Source organism: Streptomyces vinaceus (assembly GCF_008704935.1).
In the GTDB taxonomy this organism is placed as follows: Bacteria; Actinomycetota; Actinomycetes; order Streptomycetales; family Streptomycetaceae; genus Streptomyces; species Streptomyces vinaceus.
The window spans coordinates 1,260,007-1,276,427 of sequence record NZ_CP023692.1 but is presented as its reverse complement, the minus strand read 5'-3'; the positions used below and the strand labels follow the sequence as shown (position 1 = coordinate 1,276,427).

The following is a 16,421-nucleotide window of genomic DNA, read 5'->3' as shown; positions in this document are numbered from 1 at the left end:
CGGTAACGGGCCGGGGGATGTGCGGCCGTCAGCCTCGCGCCGGAGCCGGAGCCGGAGCCGGAGCCGGAGTGCCGGTCGCCTGCTCGGGCGCCGACCCGGCCACGGGAGGAGCGGGGGCCGCCTGCGGCGGCAGGGCGAAGACGCGGAGGAAGAGCTGGGAGAGCGGGCCGATGGCCAGGGCGTACGCCACCGTGCCGACGCCCGCCGTGCCGCCCAGCAGGACTCCGGCCGCCAGCACCGTCAGCTCGATGCCGGTACGGACCAGCCGCAGCGAGCGCCCGGTCCGCCGGTGCAGCCCGGTCATGAGGCCGTCACGCGGGCCGGGCCCGAAGCGGGCGGCGATGTAGAGGCCGGTCGCGACCCCGTTGAGGAGGATGCCCGCGGTCAGCAGGGAGGCCTGCGCGAGCGTGCCGTGGACGTCCGGCAGGACCGCGAGCGTGGCGTCCATGGTCAGACCGACGGCGAACACGTTGGATACGGTCCCGAGCCCCGGCCGCTGCCGCAGCGGCACCCACAGCAGCAGGACCAGCGCGCCGACGGCCACCGAGACGGTGCCGATGCTCCACCCCGTGCGCTCGGCGAGCCCCTGGTGGAAGACGTCCCACGGGTCCAGCCCCAGCCCGGCGCGGACCAGGAAGGCCGAGCTGGCGCCGTACAGCGCGAGCCCCACGTAGAGCTGCAGGAGCCGGCGGGGCAGACGCCGCGCGGGGCGGACGGGGGCGATGGACATCGGTGGAGCCTTTCGGGGGAGCCAAAGACCGGCAGGTCTTACCGTGTGGCATCCCCCGAACGGCCCAACAGGTCCAATCCGAACCAAGTGGCCTTGTTTTCGGTCGACTGGCCCCCTGGGCGGCCCGCCGCACCGGCCCTCGTGAGAACAGGCACATTTTTGTCCCTTTTGGTCCGAATTGATGAATGCTGGTTGCCGGTCCACACCGATCCACCAGCGCCAACGGCACCGGGAGAGACGAGACACATGCGACGCGTACACCGCCTGAAGGTCAACCGGCGAACGGCCCTGCCCCTCGTCGGCGGAGCCGTCGTCCTCGGCTTCGGCGGCCTCTACCTCACCGGTCTCGCCGCGGCGGGCGACGCCATCGCCGACGGCACCCACGTCCGCGGCGTCGACATCGGCGGGATGAGCCGTACGGAGGCCAAGACCGCGCTCGACCGCGCGCTCGGCCCCGCCGCGGCCGCCCCGATCGAGCTGCGCATCGGCGACCGCACGGAGAAGGCGGCCCCCGCCGCCTTCGGGCTGTCCCTGGACACCGCCGCCACCGTCGACCGCGCCGCGCAGACCGGATCCGACCCCTTCACCGTGATCGGGCGCCTGGTCACCCCGGCCGAGAACCGGGAGGTCGAGCCCGTGATCCGTACGGACGGCCCCACGAGCGCCGCCGAGGTCGGCCGGATCACCGCCGCCGGCCGGCAGGCCCGCGACGGCGACATCACCTTCGAGGACGGCACGGCCCGGGCCACCGCCCCCGTCACCGGCGTCGCCGTACGCGCCGACCGGGCGGCCGAGACCGTACGCGCCGCCTACCTGCGCCCGCAGGGCGGGGCGGTCGCCCTCCCCGTGGACCAGAAGGCCCCCGCCGTGGGGCAGCAGGAGACCGCGCGGGCCCTGAAGGAGTTCGCCGAGCCCGCGATGTCCGGCCCGGTCACCCTCTCCGTGGCCGGGAAGACGGTCACCCTCACCCCCGCCGTGCTGGGCAAGCACCTGTCGGTGGAGCCCGACGCGCAGGGCAGGCTGGTCCCCAGGCTCGACGCCAAGGCACTGATGGCCGAGCCCGCGGTCGCCCGGCAGATCGCCGCGGCCACCAGCCCCTCCCGCGGGGCCACCTTCCGGGTGGACTCCACGGGCCGCGCGGTCGTCGCCCAGGACGGGCGCTCCGGCGTGCAGGTCACCGAGAAGGCCTTCGCCGACGCGGTCGTCCCGCTCCTGACGCGCACCGGCGCCGCCCGTACCGGCGAGGTCGCCGTGACGACGGTCCACCCGCGGCTGACCGCCGAGAACGCCGCGCGGCTCGGCATCAAGGAGCAGATGTCGTCCTTCAAGGTCGACTTCCCGGCCGCGCCGTACCGCACCACGAACATCGGGCGGGCGGTGGAGCTGATCAACGGCTCCGTCGTGATGCCCGGCGAGACGTGGAGCTTCAACAAGACGGTCGGCGAGCGGACCAAGGAGAACGGCTTCGTCGACGGCATCATGATCAACGACGGCCAGTACGTGAAGTCCCCCGGCGGCGGGGTCTCGGCGGTCGCGACGACCATGTACAACGCCATGTTCTTCGCGGGCGTCCACCCTGTGGAGCACGGGGCCCACTCGTTCTACATCGAGCGCTACCCGGAGGGCCGCGAGGCCACCGTCGCCTGGGGCACCCTCGACCTGCGCTGGAAGAACGACTCCGGCCACGCGATCTACGTCAAGGCCGAGTCCACCGACACCTCGGTGACCATCAGCCTCCTCGGCACGAAGAAGTACGACGAGATACGCGCGACCCAGGGCCCGCGGACGAACACCACCCCGCCGGCCAAGCGCACCGGCTCCGGTCCGACCTGCGAGGTCCAGACCCCGCTGGAGGGCTTCGACGTCGCCGTCGACCGGGTCTTCGTCCAGGGCGGGCAGGAGGTCAAGCGCGAGACCTACCGCACGCACTACACCCCGCGCGACGAGGTCACCTGTGACGCGCAGGCGACCCCGAGCCCCTCGGCAACGCCGACGGGCCCGGCCGCATCGCAGCCGGGCCGCGCCTGACACCCCCTAGACGAAGCCCGCGGGCGGGCGTGCCCGCCAGGAGTGGGCGGGGCAGTGCACCACCGACGTCACGTTCCGGTCCCAGTGGGCCCGGTGGCGGCGGTGGGAGCGGGCGTGGGGCGCGCACGGCACGGGGGCCGTGCGCGCCAGTATGAGCAGGGCGGCCGTGAGTGCCGCCAGTTCTATGTGGTCCGGGGTGCCTCGGACCACCTTGATCCGGTGTCGGCGTATCACCAGGTCACCGGCAGGGTCTTGGGCCCCCGGATCAGCGCCCCGGCCTGCCATTCGAGCTGCTCGGGCGGCACGGCCAGGGCCAGGCGCGGATAGCGTTCGATCAGCGTGGTGATGATGATCTCGGACTCCATACGGGCCAGCATCGAGCCGACGCAGTGGTGGGGCCCGTTGCCGAAGGCCATGTGGGCGATGGGCCCGCGGTCGAAGTCCAGCGTGTCCGGGTTCGGGAAGACCTCGGGATCGCGGTTGGCCGCGAGGTACGAGGAGTACACGGTGTCCCCGGCCTTGACCGTGACCCCGGCGATGTCCACGTCCCGCGTGGCGATCCGCGGCAGACCGACCCCGCTGCGGTGCGGGATGAACCGCAGCAGCTCGTCGACCGCCTGGGGGATCATCTCCGGCTCCCGGCGCAGCCGTTCGTGGTGCTCCGGATGGGTGAGCAGGGCGTACACCATGTTCGCGCTGTTGTTGCGGACGGCGTGCGCACCGCTCACGAGGATCGCGGTGGCGATGGAGACGGCCTCCGGCTCGGTGATCTCACCGGCGTCGGCCGCCCCGGCGAGGACCCCGGCCAGGTCGTCGCTCTGCTTCTCCCGCCGCATGGCGAGCAGGGCGACCACGCATTCGCGCACCGTCTTGAGGGCGTCGGTGCTCTTGTCGGGGGCCGGCCCCGGGGTCATGATCACGTTCGCCCAGGAGGTCATGTCCTGGCGCATGTCCTGCGGCATCCCCAGCAGGTCGGCGACGGCCGCGAGCGGGAACGGGCCGTGCAGGTGCTCGACGAGGTCCGCCGGCGAGCCGTGCCGCTCCATCTCGTCCAGCAGCTGGTCGGCCGTGTGCTGCACGGTCGGCCGCAGCTTCTGCATGCTCTTGCCGGTGAACGCCCGGGCGACCACACGCCGCATGTCGTTCAGGCGCGGCGGGTCGGCGTAGTTCATCGACGCCTGCTGCGAGGCGATCGCGTGCGGGGAGGAGGCGGTGATCGTCCGGCCGACCAGCTCCGACCGGCTGAACCGGGGGTCGGTGGTCGCCGCCTTCACATCGGCGTAGCGCGCCATCAGCCAGGCGGTTCCCTGGCCGAACGGCAGCCGGATCCGGGTGGCCCGTTTGTCCCGCAGGCGGTCGTGCAGGAACGGGTCGAATTCCAGCGCCTCGAAATCGTCCAGGTTCCAGCAGTGCACCGGTTCGCCCGAGGCCGGGTCCACCCCGGCGTCCCTCTCCGGGTCCATCTCCGGCTCGGGCCGGAGGGCGGTTTGCGGGTCTGACGTCATGGTTCATCTCCCTGCGTGGATGGCACCCCCCAAGGCGCGATTCCGCGGGAAATCGGCACCGGCATCCCTTCCCTGTCGCCACTCGCTCCGCTGCCTCCGCGGCGCAGCGTCACCGGATTGGCTCATGTCCCCAACGCCGTAGTCCCGCGCGCGCATCCGGCGGAGGTCGATGAGGCTGTGTCAGACACGAAAGGAGAGCCACCCATGGCGACTCTGTGCAGGCCAACGGTGTCCGTGCCCGAGCACGTGATCACGATGGAGCAGACCCTCGATCTGTGCCGGTCCGTACACGCGGACCATCCGCAGCTCGACCTGGCGCTGCGCCTGATCCGCAACACCGGCGTCGCGAAGCGGCACATCGTGCAGCCCATCGAGGAAACGCTCAAGCACCCCGGTTTCGAATCGCGCAACGCCGTGTACGAGGCCGAGGCCAAGGCGCGGGTCCCGGCGGTGGTGCGGCAGGCGCTGGAGGACGCCCAGCTCCGGGCCAAGGACATCGACATGATCATCTACGTGTCGTGCACGGGCTTCATGATGCCCTCGCTGACCGCCTGGATGATCAACGCGCTCGGCTTCCGGACGGACACCCGGCAGCTGCCCATCGCCCAGCTGGGCTGTGCCGCGGGCGGCGCCGCGGTCAACCGGGCCCATGACTTCTGCATGGCCTACCCCGAGGCGAACGCGCTGATCGTGTCCTGCGAACTCTGCTCGCTGTGCTACCAGCCCAGCGACCTTGAGGTCGGCAACCTGCTCTCCAACGGCCTGTTCGGCGACGGAGTGGGCGCGGCCGTCGTCCGCGGCCGGGGCGGAACCGGCATGGAACTGCACCGCAACAGTTCGTACATCATCCCCCAGACGGAGGACTGGATCATGTACGACGTCAAGTCCACCGGGTTCCACTTCAAGCTAGACCGGCGGGTCCCGGGGACCATGGAGCCGCTCGCACCGTCCCTCAAGGACCTGGCCAAGCTCCATGGCTGGGACGCCGCCGCGCTGGATTTCTACATCATCCACGCCGGTGGACCGCGCATCCTGGACGACCTCAGCAAGTACCTCGGTGTGGCACCCGAGGCATTCCGCTTCAGTCGGGCCACACTGACCGAGTACGGCAACATCGCAAGCGCCGTCGTCCTGGACGCACTGCGCCGCATGTTCGACGAGAACGGCACCGCCGACGCCGCGCGGGGCCTGCTGGCCGGTTTCGGCCCGGGCATCACCGCGGAGATCTCACTGGGCAGCTGGACCTCGGAATGAGGACCGGGTGAGGGAGGAATCCGAAGAATGCTGAAGGACGGCCCCGCTACCTCAAGGCCACCCATCACGCACTGGCCCACCCCGGCCCTGGACGGGGTCGACTTCGACCCCGTCCTCGCCGAGCTGATGCAGGCGGGTCCGATCACCCGGATCCGCATGCCCAACGGGAGCGGGTGGGCCTGGCTCGTCTGCCGGTACGACGACGTGCGCATGGTGGCCAACGATCCCCGGTTCAGCCGCAAGCTGGTCGTGGAACACGATGTCACCCGCCTGGCCCCGCACTTCATCCCCGCACCGGGTGCGGTCGGGTTCGAGGACCCGCCCGACCACACCCGGCTGCGGCGCACCGTGGGCGCGGCCTTCACCACCCCCGGGGTGGAGCGCCTGCGCACCCGCGCGAAGGAGATGCTCGACGGCTACGTCGACGGGATCCTGCGCGACGGCCCGCCCGTGGACCTGACCGAACGCCTGCTGGCGCCCTTCCCGCTCGCCGTCGTGTGCGAGCTGATGGGCGTACCGGAGGAGGACCGGCCCAGGGTCCACGAATGGACCACCCTGATCCTCTCCTCGGCCCAGGGCGCGCAGCGCAGCGAACAGGCGAAGAACGACATGTGCGCCTACCTGGGCGGGCGCATGCGCACCGGGGAAGTGGCCGGCGGCGACAGCGTCATCGGGCTCCTGGTCAAGGCCATCGAGGCGGGCGAGGTCACCGCCGAGGAGGCCACCGGCCTCGCCCTGCTCCTGCAGATCGGGGGCGAGGCCGTCACCAACAACGTCGGCAACATGGTCTACATCCTGCTCACCCGGCCGGACCTGATGGACCGGATGCGCAGCGACCCGGCCCTGCGGCCCTCGGCCATCAACGAGCTGCTGCGCTACATCCCGCACCGCAACGCCGTCGGACTCTCCCGGATCGCCCTGGAGGACGTCACCGTGGCCGGGCAGCTCATCCGGGCGGGCGAGGCGATCTACGTCTCCTACCTCGCGGCCAACCGCGACCCGGAGGTCTTCCCCGACCCCCACGAGCTGAACCTGGAGCGCAGCCCCAACCCGCACGTCTCGTTCGGGTACGGACCCCACTTCTGCCCCGGGAACATGCTGGCCCGCCTCGAATCCGAGCTGATGGTGGACGCCCTCCTCGACCGCTTCGCGGACCTGCGCTTCAGCGTCCCCGTGAGCGAACTGCGCTGGCGGCCCGGGGCCCTCATCCGCGGGCCCGAAGGTCTGCCCGTGACCTGGTCATGACCGCGCACGTCGCCCGCGACGGGCTGCTCGTGCCCCCGGGTCACGGCCGCAAGCTGCACACCGACGCCCAGCAGGTCACGTTCAAGGTCACCGGGGAGCACTCCACGGTGGCCTCCAGCTTCGAGGTCGTCGTCCCGCCCGGGTTCGACGTGGGGGCGCACCTGCACACCCGCAGCGAGGAGCTCTTCTACGTCCTGGAGGGTGAACTCGACGTCATGGCCTTCGAGCCGCGCGTCCGTTCCGGGGACGACTGGCGACACTGGGAGTCGCTCGACGGACGCCAGGTCGTCCGTGCCACGCCAGGAACCGTCATCGTGGTTCCGCCCGGTTGTCCGCACGCCTTCGCGAACCCCACCGGCGAACCGGCCCGGATGTTCTTCCAGGCCTCCCCGCCCCCCGATCACGAGCGGTACTTCGAGGAGCTCCTCGAACTGCTCGACACGAGCGCCACCCCGGATCCCGCCGCGGTCCACGCACTCCGGAAGCGCTACGACATCGAACAGCTCACGCCGCTGCGCCACGAGCTGTCCTGACCACCACCGCAAGAACCCCCACACCACACGCACACCATTCTCGGGAGAATTCATGCTGCGCACGCGCCGCAAACTTCGCACCGCCACGTACGTCCTGGCCGGCACGGTCGTCGCCGCCGCCACGCTGGCGGCGGGCCCGGCCCAGGCCGCCAGTTCCCTGCCGTCCTACTGGTGCTACCTCAACGGTGTCGAGGTGAAGTCCGGTCTGACGGTGGTCAGGGGCACGGAGGGCGTCGACACGATCCTGTGCGAGAACGACGTCGAGAACGTCATCATCGACGGCGCCGGCGGCAACGACAACATCCGCGTCAAGGGCATGCTGATCGACTCCCAGGTGCTCGGTGGCGAGGGCGACGACACCCTCCAGGTCAACAACCTCGCCCCGAAGAACGGCAACTCCTCGGTGCGCGGCGGTCTGGGCAGCGACACCATCATCACCGCGCTCGTCGTGGGCACGGCGGAGCACGGCGCCAGCGTCTACGGCGACCACGGCGACGACAAGATCACCACGGGCAGCGTCATGGGCCAGCCGGGCGAGTACGAGCGCGGCGGCGGCCAGGTCTTCGGCAACGACGGCAACGACCTGATCCGCACCGGCAACGTCGACCTCGGCGGCCGGGTCCTCGGCGGCAGCGAGAACGACGTCATCGAGCCCAAGTCGGTGGGCGCCGAGTCCGCGGGCATCGTCCAGGGCGGCCCGGGCAACGACACGGTCCGCGGCCTGAACGACACCGTCCTGACGATCGGCCCCGGCTACGGCCAGGTCGACGGCGGCATCGGGACCAACTCCTGCCGGGTGAAGCACTTCTCCACCGGCGACCGGGTCCGCAGCTCGCTGTCGAACTGCCTGACGGCCGACGGGGCCCCCGTGGCCCCGCCCGCCCCCGCGAAGCCCGCCCAGCAGCAGGCCAAGCCGGCGGCGCCGGCCGCCGGCGGCCACTCACCGCGCTGACGGACCACGGCCCCCGGGAGCGCCGTGCCGGCGCTCCACGGACAGGCCGCCGGGAAGCATGAACAGGGTCAGCACCGCGCCGACGGCGAAGATGGCCGCCGATGCCGTGAAGACCGTGTGGTAACCCTCCAGGGCGGCCCGCGCCATCAGGTCCGGCGTGGGCCGCCGGCCCGCCAGCGAGTGGGCGACGGCTCCGGCGGCAAGGGTGCTCATGAGCGCCGTGCCGACGGAGCCGCCCGTCTGCCGCATGGCGTTGACCGTCGCCGAGCCCACCCCCGCGTCCCGCGGGTCGATGCCGGCCGTGCCGAGGTTCATGGCGGCCGCCGTGATCAGGCCCATGCCCAGCCCCGTCGCCACCTGGCCCGGCAGCACGTCCACGACGTACGGGGCGGTCGCCGTCAGGTTCGTCATCCAGGCCATCCCGCAGGCCGACAGCAGCATGCCGGTGACGATGCGCGGGCGCCCGCCGATCCGGCCCAGCAGCCCCATGTTGCTGCCGATCGCGCCGATCATCGTGCAGCCGGACATCGGCATGAAGGCCAGCCCGGTCCGGGCCGGGCTGTAGCCGCGGGTGTGCTGGAGGTAGTACGTCAGGAACAGGAACACCCCGAACATCCCGACCCCGGTGATGAACACGGCGATCAGCGCCGTGCCCCGGACCCGGTCGAGCACGATCCGCAGGGGCAGCAGCGGGTGCGGGCTGCGGCGCTGCCACCACACGAAGGCGCCGAGCAGCAGCACGGCCATGGCCAGGAAGCCCAGGCTGCGTACGGAGTGCCAGCCGCGCGGGCCGGCCGTGGCCAGTCCGTAGACCAGGCAGAAGAGCCCGGACGAGGCGAGGACCGTGCCCGGCAGGTCCAGCCGGGGCGGGGTGGTGGGCGCGGGCCGCTTCAGCAGCAGCACCCCACCGGTGACGGCGACGGCGGCGAACAGCAGGTTCACGTACATCGTCGAGCGCCAGCTCAGGTGCTCGGTGAGGAAACCGCCCAGCAGCAGCCCCACGGCGCCCCCGGACGCGGCGAGCGACCCGAACACGCCGAAGGCCTTGGCCCGTTCGGCGGGCGCCGCGAAGGTGGTGGTCAGCAGCGAGAGCGCGGCGGGAGCCAGCAGCGCCGCGAACACGCCTTGCAGGGCGCGGGCCGTGACGAGGACCCCGAAGGTGGCCGCGGCGCCGCCGAGCGCGGAGGCCGCCGCGAAGCCGATCTGCCCGACGAGGAAGGCCCGGCGGCGCCCGAACTTGTCCGCCAGGCGCCCGCCGAGCAGCAGCAGACTGCCGAAGGTGATCGCGTACGCGGTCACCACCCACTGCCGCTGGTCGTCGGAGAACCCGAGGCCGGCCTGGGCGGAGGGCAGGGCGATGTTCACGATGGTCGCGTCGAGGACGACCATGAGCTGGGCGAGGCCGATGACGGCGAGGATCCACCAGCGGCGCGGATCGGGGGGCGCCGCGGCGCCGGGGACGGCGGAAGCGGTACTGGTTCCGGGACGGGTCGGCTCTGCGGACATGGGTGGCTCCATGGGTTCCGCGCGTTCTCGCCGGCGAGAGGGCGTACGCGTGTGCGTGGACTGTCTGGTTCGACGATGCGTGAGAGCGCCCCGTCACCCGCGCGCCACGCCATGACGCCGTCCGGATGGACCAGTACCGCGTTGGTTTCTCCTACCGTTTCCCCTTCGTCCCCTTCTCCTTCTCCTTCTTCTCCCCGGTGCCCTTCTTGCCCTTCCTCTCGCGCGGGGCGTCGGCCGGGCGGCCGGCGTGCAGCTCCAGCGGGCCCGTGCCCTCGGCGCGTGCGCGCAGGCACGCCTCGATCTGGCGCCGCAGGGAGGGTTTGACCAGCGCGCGCAGCTCCCCGACGGGCGCGGCCCGCCAGCGCAGCAGCTCGAAGGGGGCGAGGCGGATCCGGGCCAGGGCGGCGTCGTCCAGGACCCCGCCGTCGTAGAGGAAGCGGATGCGGGCCGGATAGCCGGGCTTGTGGGCCCAGTTGACGCCGAGCAGCCGGCCCGGTGCGAGGTCGAGGCCGAGTTCCTCCCGCACCTCCCGGCGGGCGGCGGCCCGCGGGGTCTCGCCGAGGTCGCTGTCGATCCCGCCGCCCGGCAGGTTCCAGCGCCCGGAGTTGCCGTACGAGGGCTCCACCAGCAGGACCCGGCCCGCGGAGTCGGTGAACACCACGCTCGCCGCGGTGACGGCCTTGGGACGGGCGGCCCGGTGGCTGGCCGCGTCGAAGGAACCGGCGTGCTCCAGGGCCGTACGCCGCCGCGGGTCCAGGCCGGCGGGGGAGCCGGGCTGCGGCACCCCGTCGACGAGGTGCGCGAGGGAGCCGGCGTACAGGGCGGCCAGGGCGGCGCGCAGCCGGGGCGCGAGCCGGGCGGGCAGCGCCGCGTACGCCTCCTCCGGCACGAGCCACCGGGCCCCGGCGGGCCCGCCGTCCGCGGAGGCGAGCGCGCCGGCCTGCTCCGGCGGGAGCGGCCCGACGAGGTGGACGTGGGCGATGAGGGAGCGGCCGAGCGGGCCGGGCCGCCGGGTCTCCACGGCGAGGAGCCGGCCGATCGGCGCGGACAGGCCCAGCTCCTCCTCCAGCCCGCGGGCCAGCGCCTCCTCCGGGGTCTGCGTGTCCTCGACGGCGGTGCCCGGGAGCTCCGCCTCCGCCCGGGGCGGCGAGGGCGCCAGTACGAGGACACGCCCGGCGGGGTCCAGCACGATCGCGGTGGCGGCGACGAGCGGCGACGGCCGGGCGGCGTAGTACAGGCGCACCTCGTCGGGGGAGGGGCGCCCCGGGGCGTGGCCCGGGGCGTGGCCCGGCGTCCGCCCGGCCGGGCTGTCGGAGGGAGGGGCGGACGGGCGGTCGGGCAAAGGGGGCTCCTGGTGTCTGGTCGTGCCACCGTACGGGGCGGACCCCCACCCCGCGCGGGCCCGCCGCGCCCGCCGGTCAGGCCCGGGCCAGCAGCATCCCGCCCATGGTGACCATGGTCGCCGCGACGAGCCCGTCCAGCACCCGCCAGGCCGAGGGGCGCGCCAGCACGCCGCTCAGCAGCCGGGCGCCGTAGCCGAGGGTGGCGAACCAGATCAGGCTGGCCGCTGCGGCGCCGATGCCGAAGGCCCAGCGCAGGTCGCCGCGGTCGGCCGCGAGCGAGCCGACCAGCAGGACGGTGTCCAGGTAGACGTGCGGGTTGAGCCAGGTCATGGCCAGACAGACCAGGACGGCCCGGCGGCGGGACCCGGCGGTGGCCCCCTCGGCGGCCAGGGCGGCGCCGGGGGCGGGCCGCAGCACCCGCCGGGCGGCGAGGAACCCGTAGGCGATCAGGAAGGTGCCTCCGGCGATGGCGACCGCGGTCAGGGCGGCCGGCCAGGCGGTGACGAAGGCACCGACCCCGGCGACGCCGAGGGCGATGAGGAGCGCGTCGGAGACGGCGCAGATCGCGACCACGGCGAGGACGGCGTGCCGGCGCACCCCCTGCCGCAGGACGAAGGCGTTCTGCGCGCCGATGGCGACGATGAGGGAGAGTCCGGTGCCGAAGCCGGCGAGCGCCGCCGCGATGATGCCGTGTGTCATGTCTTCGACCGTAGGCAGCCGCGCGGCTTCAGTACAGCTAAAGATATTTACGTACCCTTAGCGTTCGTGATGGACGAACTTCCCCTGGACCAGGTGCGGACCCTCCTCGCCGTGGTCGACGAAGGCACCTTCGACGCGGCGGCCGCGGCCCTGCACGTGACCCCCTCGGCCGTGAGCCAGCGGGTGAAGGCGCTGGAGCAGCGGACCGGGCGGGTGCTGCTGATGCGGACGAAGCCTGTACGGGCGACCGAGTCCGGGCAGGTGGTGGTCCGCTTCGCCCGGCAGCTGGCCCGCCTGGAGCGGGACGCTCGCGCGGAGCTCGGGATGGCGCAGGAGTCGGGCGGTCCGGTGCGGCTGCCGATCGCCGTCAACGCGGACTCGCTGGCCACCTGGTTCCTGCCCGCCCTCACCCGGGTGCCGCAGGACCCGCCGGTCTTCTTCGAGCTCCACCGGGAGGACGAGGGGCATACGACGGGCCTGCTGCGGGAGGGCCAGGTGATGGCGGCGGTCACCTCCTCGCCCGACCCGGTGGCCGGGTGCACCGTACGGAGGCTGGGGCTGGCGCGGTACCTGCCGGTGGCGAGCCCCGCCTTCGTGGCCCGGTACCTGACCGGAGACCTGGAGCGGGGACTGCGGGAGGCCCCGGTGATCGTGTTCGACCGGCGGGACGAGCTCCAGGACGGGTACGTACGGTCGCTGACCGGCGATCAGGACGCCGCGGCCGGGCCGCTGCGCCACCACGTCCCGACCTCGGAGGGGTTCCGCGACGCGGTGGCGGCCGGGCTGGGGTGGGGACTGGTGCCGGAGCCCCAGGCGGAGCCGCTGGTCGGCGCGGGCGGACTGGAACTGCTCGCGCCGCGGCGGCCGCTGGACGTGCCGCTGTACTGGCAGCAGTGGAAGCTCGACTCCCCGGCGCTGTCGACGGTGGCACGGGTGGTGGCGGCCGCGGCGGCCGGGGCCCTGCGCCAGGACGGGGTCCGGCCCGACCGGCGGGACACCCCCTAAGCTGCGGGTATGGAGTCCTACACGATCGGCCAGGCCGCGCGGCTGCTCGGCGTGAGCGTCGACACGGCCCGCCGCTGGGCCGACGCCGAGCGCTTCCCCACCCGCCGGGAGGGCGCGCGGCGCATGGTGGACGGGCCGGACCTGGCCGCGTTCTGCGTGCAGGCCGCCCAAGAGGCGGGCGAGGGCGAGGACGCCCCGTACACCTCGGCGCGCAACGCCTTCCCCGGCATCGTCACCGCCGTGAAGCTCGGCACGGTCGACGCACAGGTCGAGATCCAGGCCGGCCCGCACCGTGTCGTATCGCTCCTGACCCGGGAGGCGGTGGAGGAGCTCGGCCTGGAGGTCGGCGCGCAGGCCGTGGCCCGGGTGAAGTCGACGAGCGTGTTCATCGACAGGGTCTGACGGGGCCGATCGGCGGCGGTGGCAGACTGGCCGCTGATCCGCCGAAGGGAAGTACCCCGTTGTCCATGTTCAGCAACCTGCGCCGGGCCGTGCGCCGCGGCTACCGCCGCGCCGTCGACCTCAGCCACCCTTCCCGCTCCCCGCTCGGCAGCGCGGTGGTCAACTGCGTGGTCTACGTGGACGGAGCACGGCAGGACGGCTGCGCCGAGGTGGAGGAGGCGCTGCGCCGGGTGCGCAAGGCGGGCGACGGGTTCGTCTGGATCGGCCTGCACGAACCGACCAGGGAGGAGCTCGCCGGGCTCGCCGAGCTGTTCGGCCTGCACCCCCTCGCCGTCGAGGACGCCGTGACCGCGCACCAGCGCCCCAAGGTGGAGCGGTTCGACGACACATTGTTCTCCGTCTTCAAGACGGTGCGCTACGTGGAGCACGAGGAGCTCACCGCGACCAGCGAGGTCGTGGAGACCGGCGAGCTGATGGCGTTCACCGGCGACGACTTCGTCATCACCATCCGGCACGGCGGCCACGGCACGCTCGGCCCGGTCCGGGAGAGCCTGGAGGCCGCGCCCGACCAACTGGCCAAGGGGCCGGCCTCGGTGCTGCACGCCATCGCCGACCACGTCGTCGACGACTACGTGGCCGTCACGGACGCGGTGCAGAACGACATCGACGCCGTCGAGACGGCGGTGTTCAGCGAGTACGGCGGCCGGGGCGACGCGGGCCGCATCTACCAGCTCAAGCGCGAACTGCTGGAGCTGCGCCGGGCGGTGGCCCCGCTGAGCCGCCCGCTCCAGCACCTGGCCACGCAGCCGATACCGGTGATCCCGGCGGAGGTCCGCGCGTACTTCCGCGACGTCGCCGACCACTTGACCCGGGCCACCGACCAGATCAACGCGTACGACGCGCTGCTCGACTCCATCCTCCAGGCGCATCTCGCGCAGGTCACCGTCGCGCAGAACGAGGACATGCGCAAGATCACGGCGTGGGCGGCCATCGTCGCCGTGCCGACCATGGTCTGCGGGATCTACGGCATGAACTTCGACAACATGCCCGAACTGCACTGGACGTACGGCTACCCGATCGTGGTCGGCGTGATGGGCCTCGCCTGCTTCGTCATCCACCGCGGCTTCCGCCGCAACGGCTGGCTCTGAGCCTTTTTCCGGGCCAGGGGCCCGCGCGCCGAACACCGCGATCGGGGCGCGGGGACCTCCCCTTCCTCCCACGGGTCCGCCCGGCGCGAGAGCCGCCGGCACCGGGGCGTCCTCCGTGGTGTACCCCCAGTCAAACAAGCGCGCGGGGAGCGGGGGCACTGGTCCCGGGTACGGAAATCCGGCCACCGCGCGTCCCGCGCGTTGGTCGATGAACCAGCGCTGTCGCACCCTGTCCTGCCGGCCGCACACGTGGCGTGCGGGGGTATTGAGCTGTCCCGACCTCTGGTAGTAAAGTTTCCTAACGAAGCTGCCAAGCCTCAACTCCCCTATGGAGGTCTTGTGTTCGCCCCCCACCGCAAGAGAATCGCCATCAGCGCCCTGCTCGGCGGCGCGCTCCTCGCCGTCCCGGTGACCGCCCACGCGACGGCGGCCCCCGCGGCCGCACCCGCCGCCGCGACGGCGGCGAAGGCCGTCGGGCTCGACGACCCGGCGAAGAAGGACATCGCGATGCAGATCGTCTCCAGTGCGGAGAACTCCTCCCTGGACTGGAAGGCGCAGTACAAGTACATCGAGGACATAGACGACGGCCGCGGCTACACGGCCGGGATCATCGGCTTCTGTTCCGGTACGGGCGACATGCTTGACCTCGTCGAGTACTACACCGACGTCAAGCCCGGCAACGTGCTCGCCAAGTACCTGCCGGCCCTGCGGAAGGTCGACGGCTCCGACTCGCACCAGGGCCTCGACCCCAACTTCACCAAGGACTGGGCGAAGGCGGCCCAGGACGCCGAGTTCAAGAAGGCCCAGGACCACGAGCGCGACCGGGTCTACTTCAACCCCGCAGTCAATCAGGGCAAGTCCGACGGGGTGGGCGCGCTCGGCCAGTTCATCTACTACGACGCCATCGTCATGCACGGGGACGGCGGGGACTCCACCAGCTTCCGCAACATCCGCAAGCGGGCGCTGTCCAAGGCCAAGCCCCCGGCCCAGGGCGGGAACGAGACGACCTGGCTGAACGCCTTCCTCGACGCCCGGGTCTGGGCGATGAAGCAGGAGGAGGCGCACAGCGACACCAGCCGTGTCGACACCGCGCAGCGGGTCTTCCTGAAGAAGGGGAACCTGAACCTCAACACCCCGCTGGACTGGAAGGTCTACGGGGACTCGTTCCACATCGGCTGAGCCGCAGGTGAGTTCACGGCGTCCCGTGCCGGTGCGAGGGTCCGGCGCGGGGCGCCGTGCACGTACGTGACAGCGGCTGACAGGGTCGCGGAGCCGTAACGATGTGGGTGCGGACGAGGGCGCTCCGGCGGGGGCGAGGGGGTGCACAGGTTGCCTGCGAGTGATTCAGGAGCCCCTCCTGCATCACGAAATGGCAGCTATCTCCCCCATTTCGTCACGCGCTGTGACGCGGAACGATCCGTGGGTTCCAAGTGGCGCCCGAGGCCGGTGACTTTGGTCGGTGAACCGGCGAAATGCGGCTCTTCCGGCGGGTTGTGAAGTGGCTTGACCACCACATAAGCGGGGCATAAGTTCTGCCTCGGCTTGCTCCAGACGGACGGGCCGACGAACCGTCCTCAGGGGGGACCCATGCACTACTACACCGACGTCCTGAAGAAGTACACCGTGTTCTCCGGCCGCGCCCGCCGCCAGGAGTACTGGATGTTCACCCTCTTCAACCTGATCGCCCTGATCATCATCGCCGTCCTGGACAACGCGATCGGCACCTACCCGCTGCTCTACGCGATCTACGCGCTGGCAGTCCTCCTCCCGGGTCTGGCCGTCGGTGTCCGCCGCCTGCACGACACCGGCAAGTCCGGCTGGTGGCTGCTCATCGCCCTCGTCCCGCTGATCGGCGGCATCTGGCTCCTCGTCCTCATGGCGACCGAGGGCCAGGCCCAGCCGAACGAGTACGGCCCGAACCCGAAGGCCGTCCACGCCTGAGCAGGCCCGTACGCCTGATCGCCTGAGCGCCGCCCCGGCCGGAAACGGCCGCGGGGCGGCGCTCTCGCCGTTCCACGGGCCGTGCGGGCCCGGGGGTGACGCGTGTCTCCCCGGGACTCGGGCAGGGGGC

At 72.3% G+C, this 16,421-nt stretch carries 16 protein-coding genes; 10 read left to right on the top strand and 6 right to left on the bottom strand.

Features of this window, described 5'->3' with window-relative positions; all coding sequences use genetic code 11:
- Nucleotides 1-28 precede the first annotated feature (28 nt).
- Nucleotides 29-730, bottom strand: a complete 702-nt coding sequence (yczE, locus tag CP980_RS05700) for a membrane protein YczE (protein ID WP_132759528.1) — start codon at nt 728-730, stop codon at nt 29-31.
- Nucleotides 731-976: 246 nt separating this feature from the next.
- On the opposite strand from yczE, the gene CP980_RS05695 reads away from it, so the two are divergent.
- Nucleotides 977-2,758, top strand: coding sequence for a VanW family protein (locus tag CP980_RS05695; protein WP_150492831.1), 1,782 nt, complete (start codon nt 977-979; stop codon nt 2,756-2,758).
- Between the two features lie 6 nt (nt 2,759-2,764).
- On the opposite strand, the gene CP980_RS05690 is transcribed toward CP980_RS05695, so the two are convergent.
- Both CP980_RS05690 and CP980_RS05685 read right to left on the bottom strand, forming a co-directional pair.
- Nucleotides 2,765-2,992, bottom strand: a complete 228-nt coding sequence (locus CP980_RS05690) for an acyl-CoA carboxylase epsilon subunit (protein ID WP_165937375.1) — start codon at nt 2,990-2,992, stop codon at nt 2,765-2,767.
- Nucleotides 2,989-4,263, bottom strand: a complete 1,275-nt coding sequence (locus tag CP980_RS05685) for a cytochrome P450 (protein ID WP_229906830.1) — start codon at nt 4,261-4,263, stop codon at nt 2,989-2,991. The genes CP980_RS05690 and CP980_RS05685 overlap by 4 nt, the downstream gene beginning before the upstream one ends.
- Nucleotides 4,264-4,467: 204 nt before the next feature.
- Here CP980_RS05685 and CP980_RS05680 point away from each other — a divergent pair, with 204 nt between their 5' ends.
- The 4 genes from CP980_RS05680 to CP980_RS05665 are packed head-to-tail and all read left to right on the top strand — an operon-like array spanning nt 4,468 to nt 8,247.
- The gene (locus tag CP980_RS05680) at nt 4,468-5,517 is read left to right on the top strand and encodes a type III polyketide synthase (RefSeq protein WP_099888668.1); all 1,050 of its coding nucleotides are present in this window, start codon (nt 4,468-4,470) and stop codon (nt 5,515-5,517) included.
- A gap of 27 nt (nt 5,518-5,544) precedes the next feature.
- Nucleotides 5,545-6,762, top strand: a complete 1,218-nt coding sequence (locus tag CP980_RS05675; RefSeq protein ID WP_150492829.1) for a cytochrome P450 — start codon at nt 5,545-5,547, stop codon at nt 6,760-6,762.
- Nucleotides 6,759-7,295, top strand: coding sequence for a cupin domain-containing protein (locus CP980_RS05670; protein ID WP_099888666.1), 537 nt, complete (start codon nt 6,759-6,761; stop codon nt 7,293-7,295). The genes CP980_RS05675 and CP980_RS05670 overlap by 4 nt, the downstream gene beginning before the upstream one ends.
- Before the next feature lie 52 nt (nt 7,296-7,347).
- Nucleotides 7,348-8,247, top strand: a complete 900-nt coding sequence (locus tag CP980_RS05665) for a hypothetical protein (RefSeq protein WP_132759532.1) — start codon at nt 7,348-7,350, stop codon at nt 8,245-8,247.
- Here CP980_RS05665 and CP980_RS05660 read toward each other — a convergent pair.
- From CP980_RS05660 to CP980_RS05650, 3 genes are all read right to left on the bottom strand, one after another.
- Entirely contained in the window at nt 8,236-9,753 is a 1,518-nt protein-coding gene (locus CP980_RS05660; RefSeq protein ID WP_150492827.1) for an MFS transporter, read from the bottom strand. The two genes, CP980_RS05665 and CP980_RS05660, sit on opposite strands and share 12 nt — an antisense overlap.
- A gap of 151 nt (nt 9,754-9,904) precedes the next feature.
- Nucleotides 9,905-11,095, bottom strand: coding sequence for an NUDIX hydrolase (locus CP980_RS05655; RefSeq protein WP_150492825.1), 1,191 nt, complete (start codon nt 11,093-11,095; stop codon nt 9,905-9,907).
- 76 nt (nt 11,096-11,171) lie between these two features.
- Nucleotides 11,172-11,795 carry a LysE/ArgO family amino acid transporter gene (locus tag CP980_RS05650; protein WP_132759535.1) on the bottom strand — a complete coding sequence of 208 codons (624 nt, stop codon included), beginning with the start codon at nt 11,793-11,795 and terminating at the stop codon, nt 11,172-11,174.
- Between the two features lie 69 nt (nt 11,796-11,864).
- Between CP980_RS05650 and CP980_RS05645 the strand changes: the two genes are divergently transcribed.
- The 5 genes from CP980_RS05645 (at nt 11,865) to CP980_RS05625 (ending at nt 16,291) form a co-directional block, all read left to right on the top strand.
- A complete protein-coding gene (locus CP980_RS05645) occupies nt 11,865-12,800 on the top strand; it encodes a LysR family transcriptional regulator ArgP (RefSeq protein ID WP_150492823.1) in 936 nt (311 codons plus the stop codon).
- A 9-nt stretch (nt 12,801-12,809) separates the two neighbouring features.
- Nucleotides 12,810-13,202, top strand: a complete 393-nt coding sequence (locus CP980_RS05640; protein WP_099888660.1) for a TOBE domain-containing protein — start codon at nt 12,810-12,812, stop codon at nt 13,200-13,202.
- A 65-nt stretch (nt 13,203-13,267) separates the two neighbouring features.
- Nucleotides 13,268-14,350: a magnesium/cobalt transporter CorA gene (gene corA, locus CP980_RS05635; protein WP_150492821.1), complete on the top strand. Its 1,083-nt coding sequence runs from the start codon at nt 13,268-13,270 to the stop codon at nt 14,348-14,350.
- 339 nt (nt 14,351-14,689) lie between these two features.
- Nucleotides 14,690-15,529, top strand: coding sequence for a chitosanase (locus CP980_RS05630; RefSeq protein ID WP_373312775.1), 840 nt, complete (start codon nt 14,690-14,692; stop codon nt 15,527-15,529).
- A 408-nt stretch (nt 15,530-15,937) separates the two neighbouring features.
- A complete protein-coding gene (locus CP980_RS05625; RefSeq protein WP_099888658.1) occupies nt 15,938-16,291 on the top strand; it encodes a DUF805 domain-containing protein in 354 nt (117 codons plus the stop codon).
- Nucleotides 16,292-16,421 lie beyond the last annotated feature (130 nt).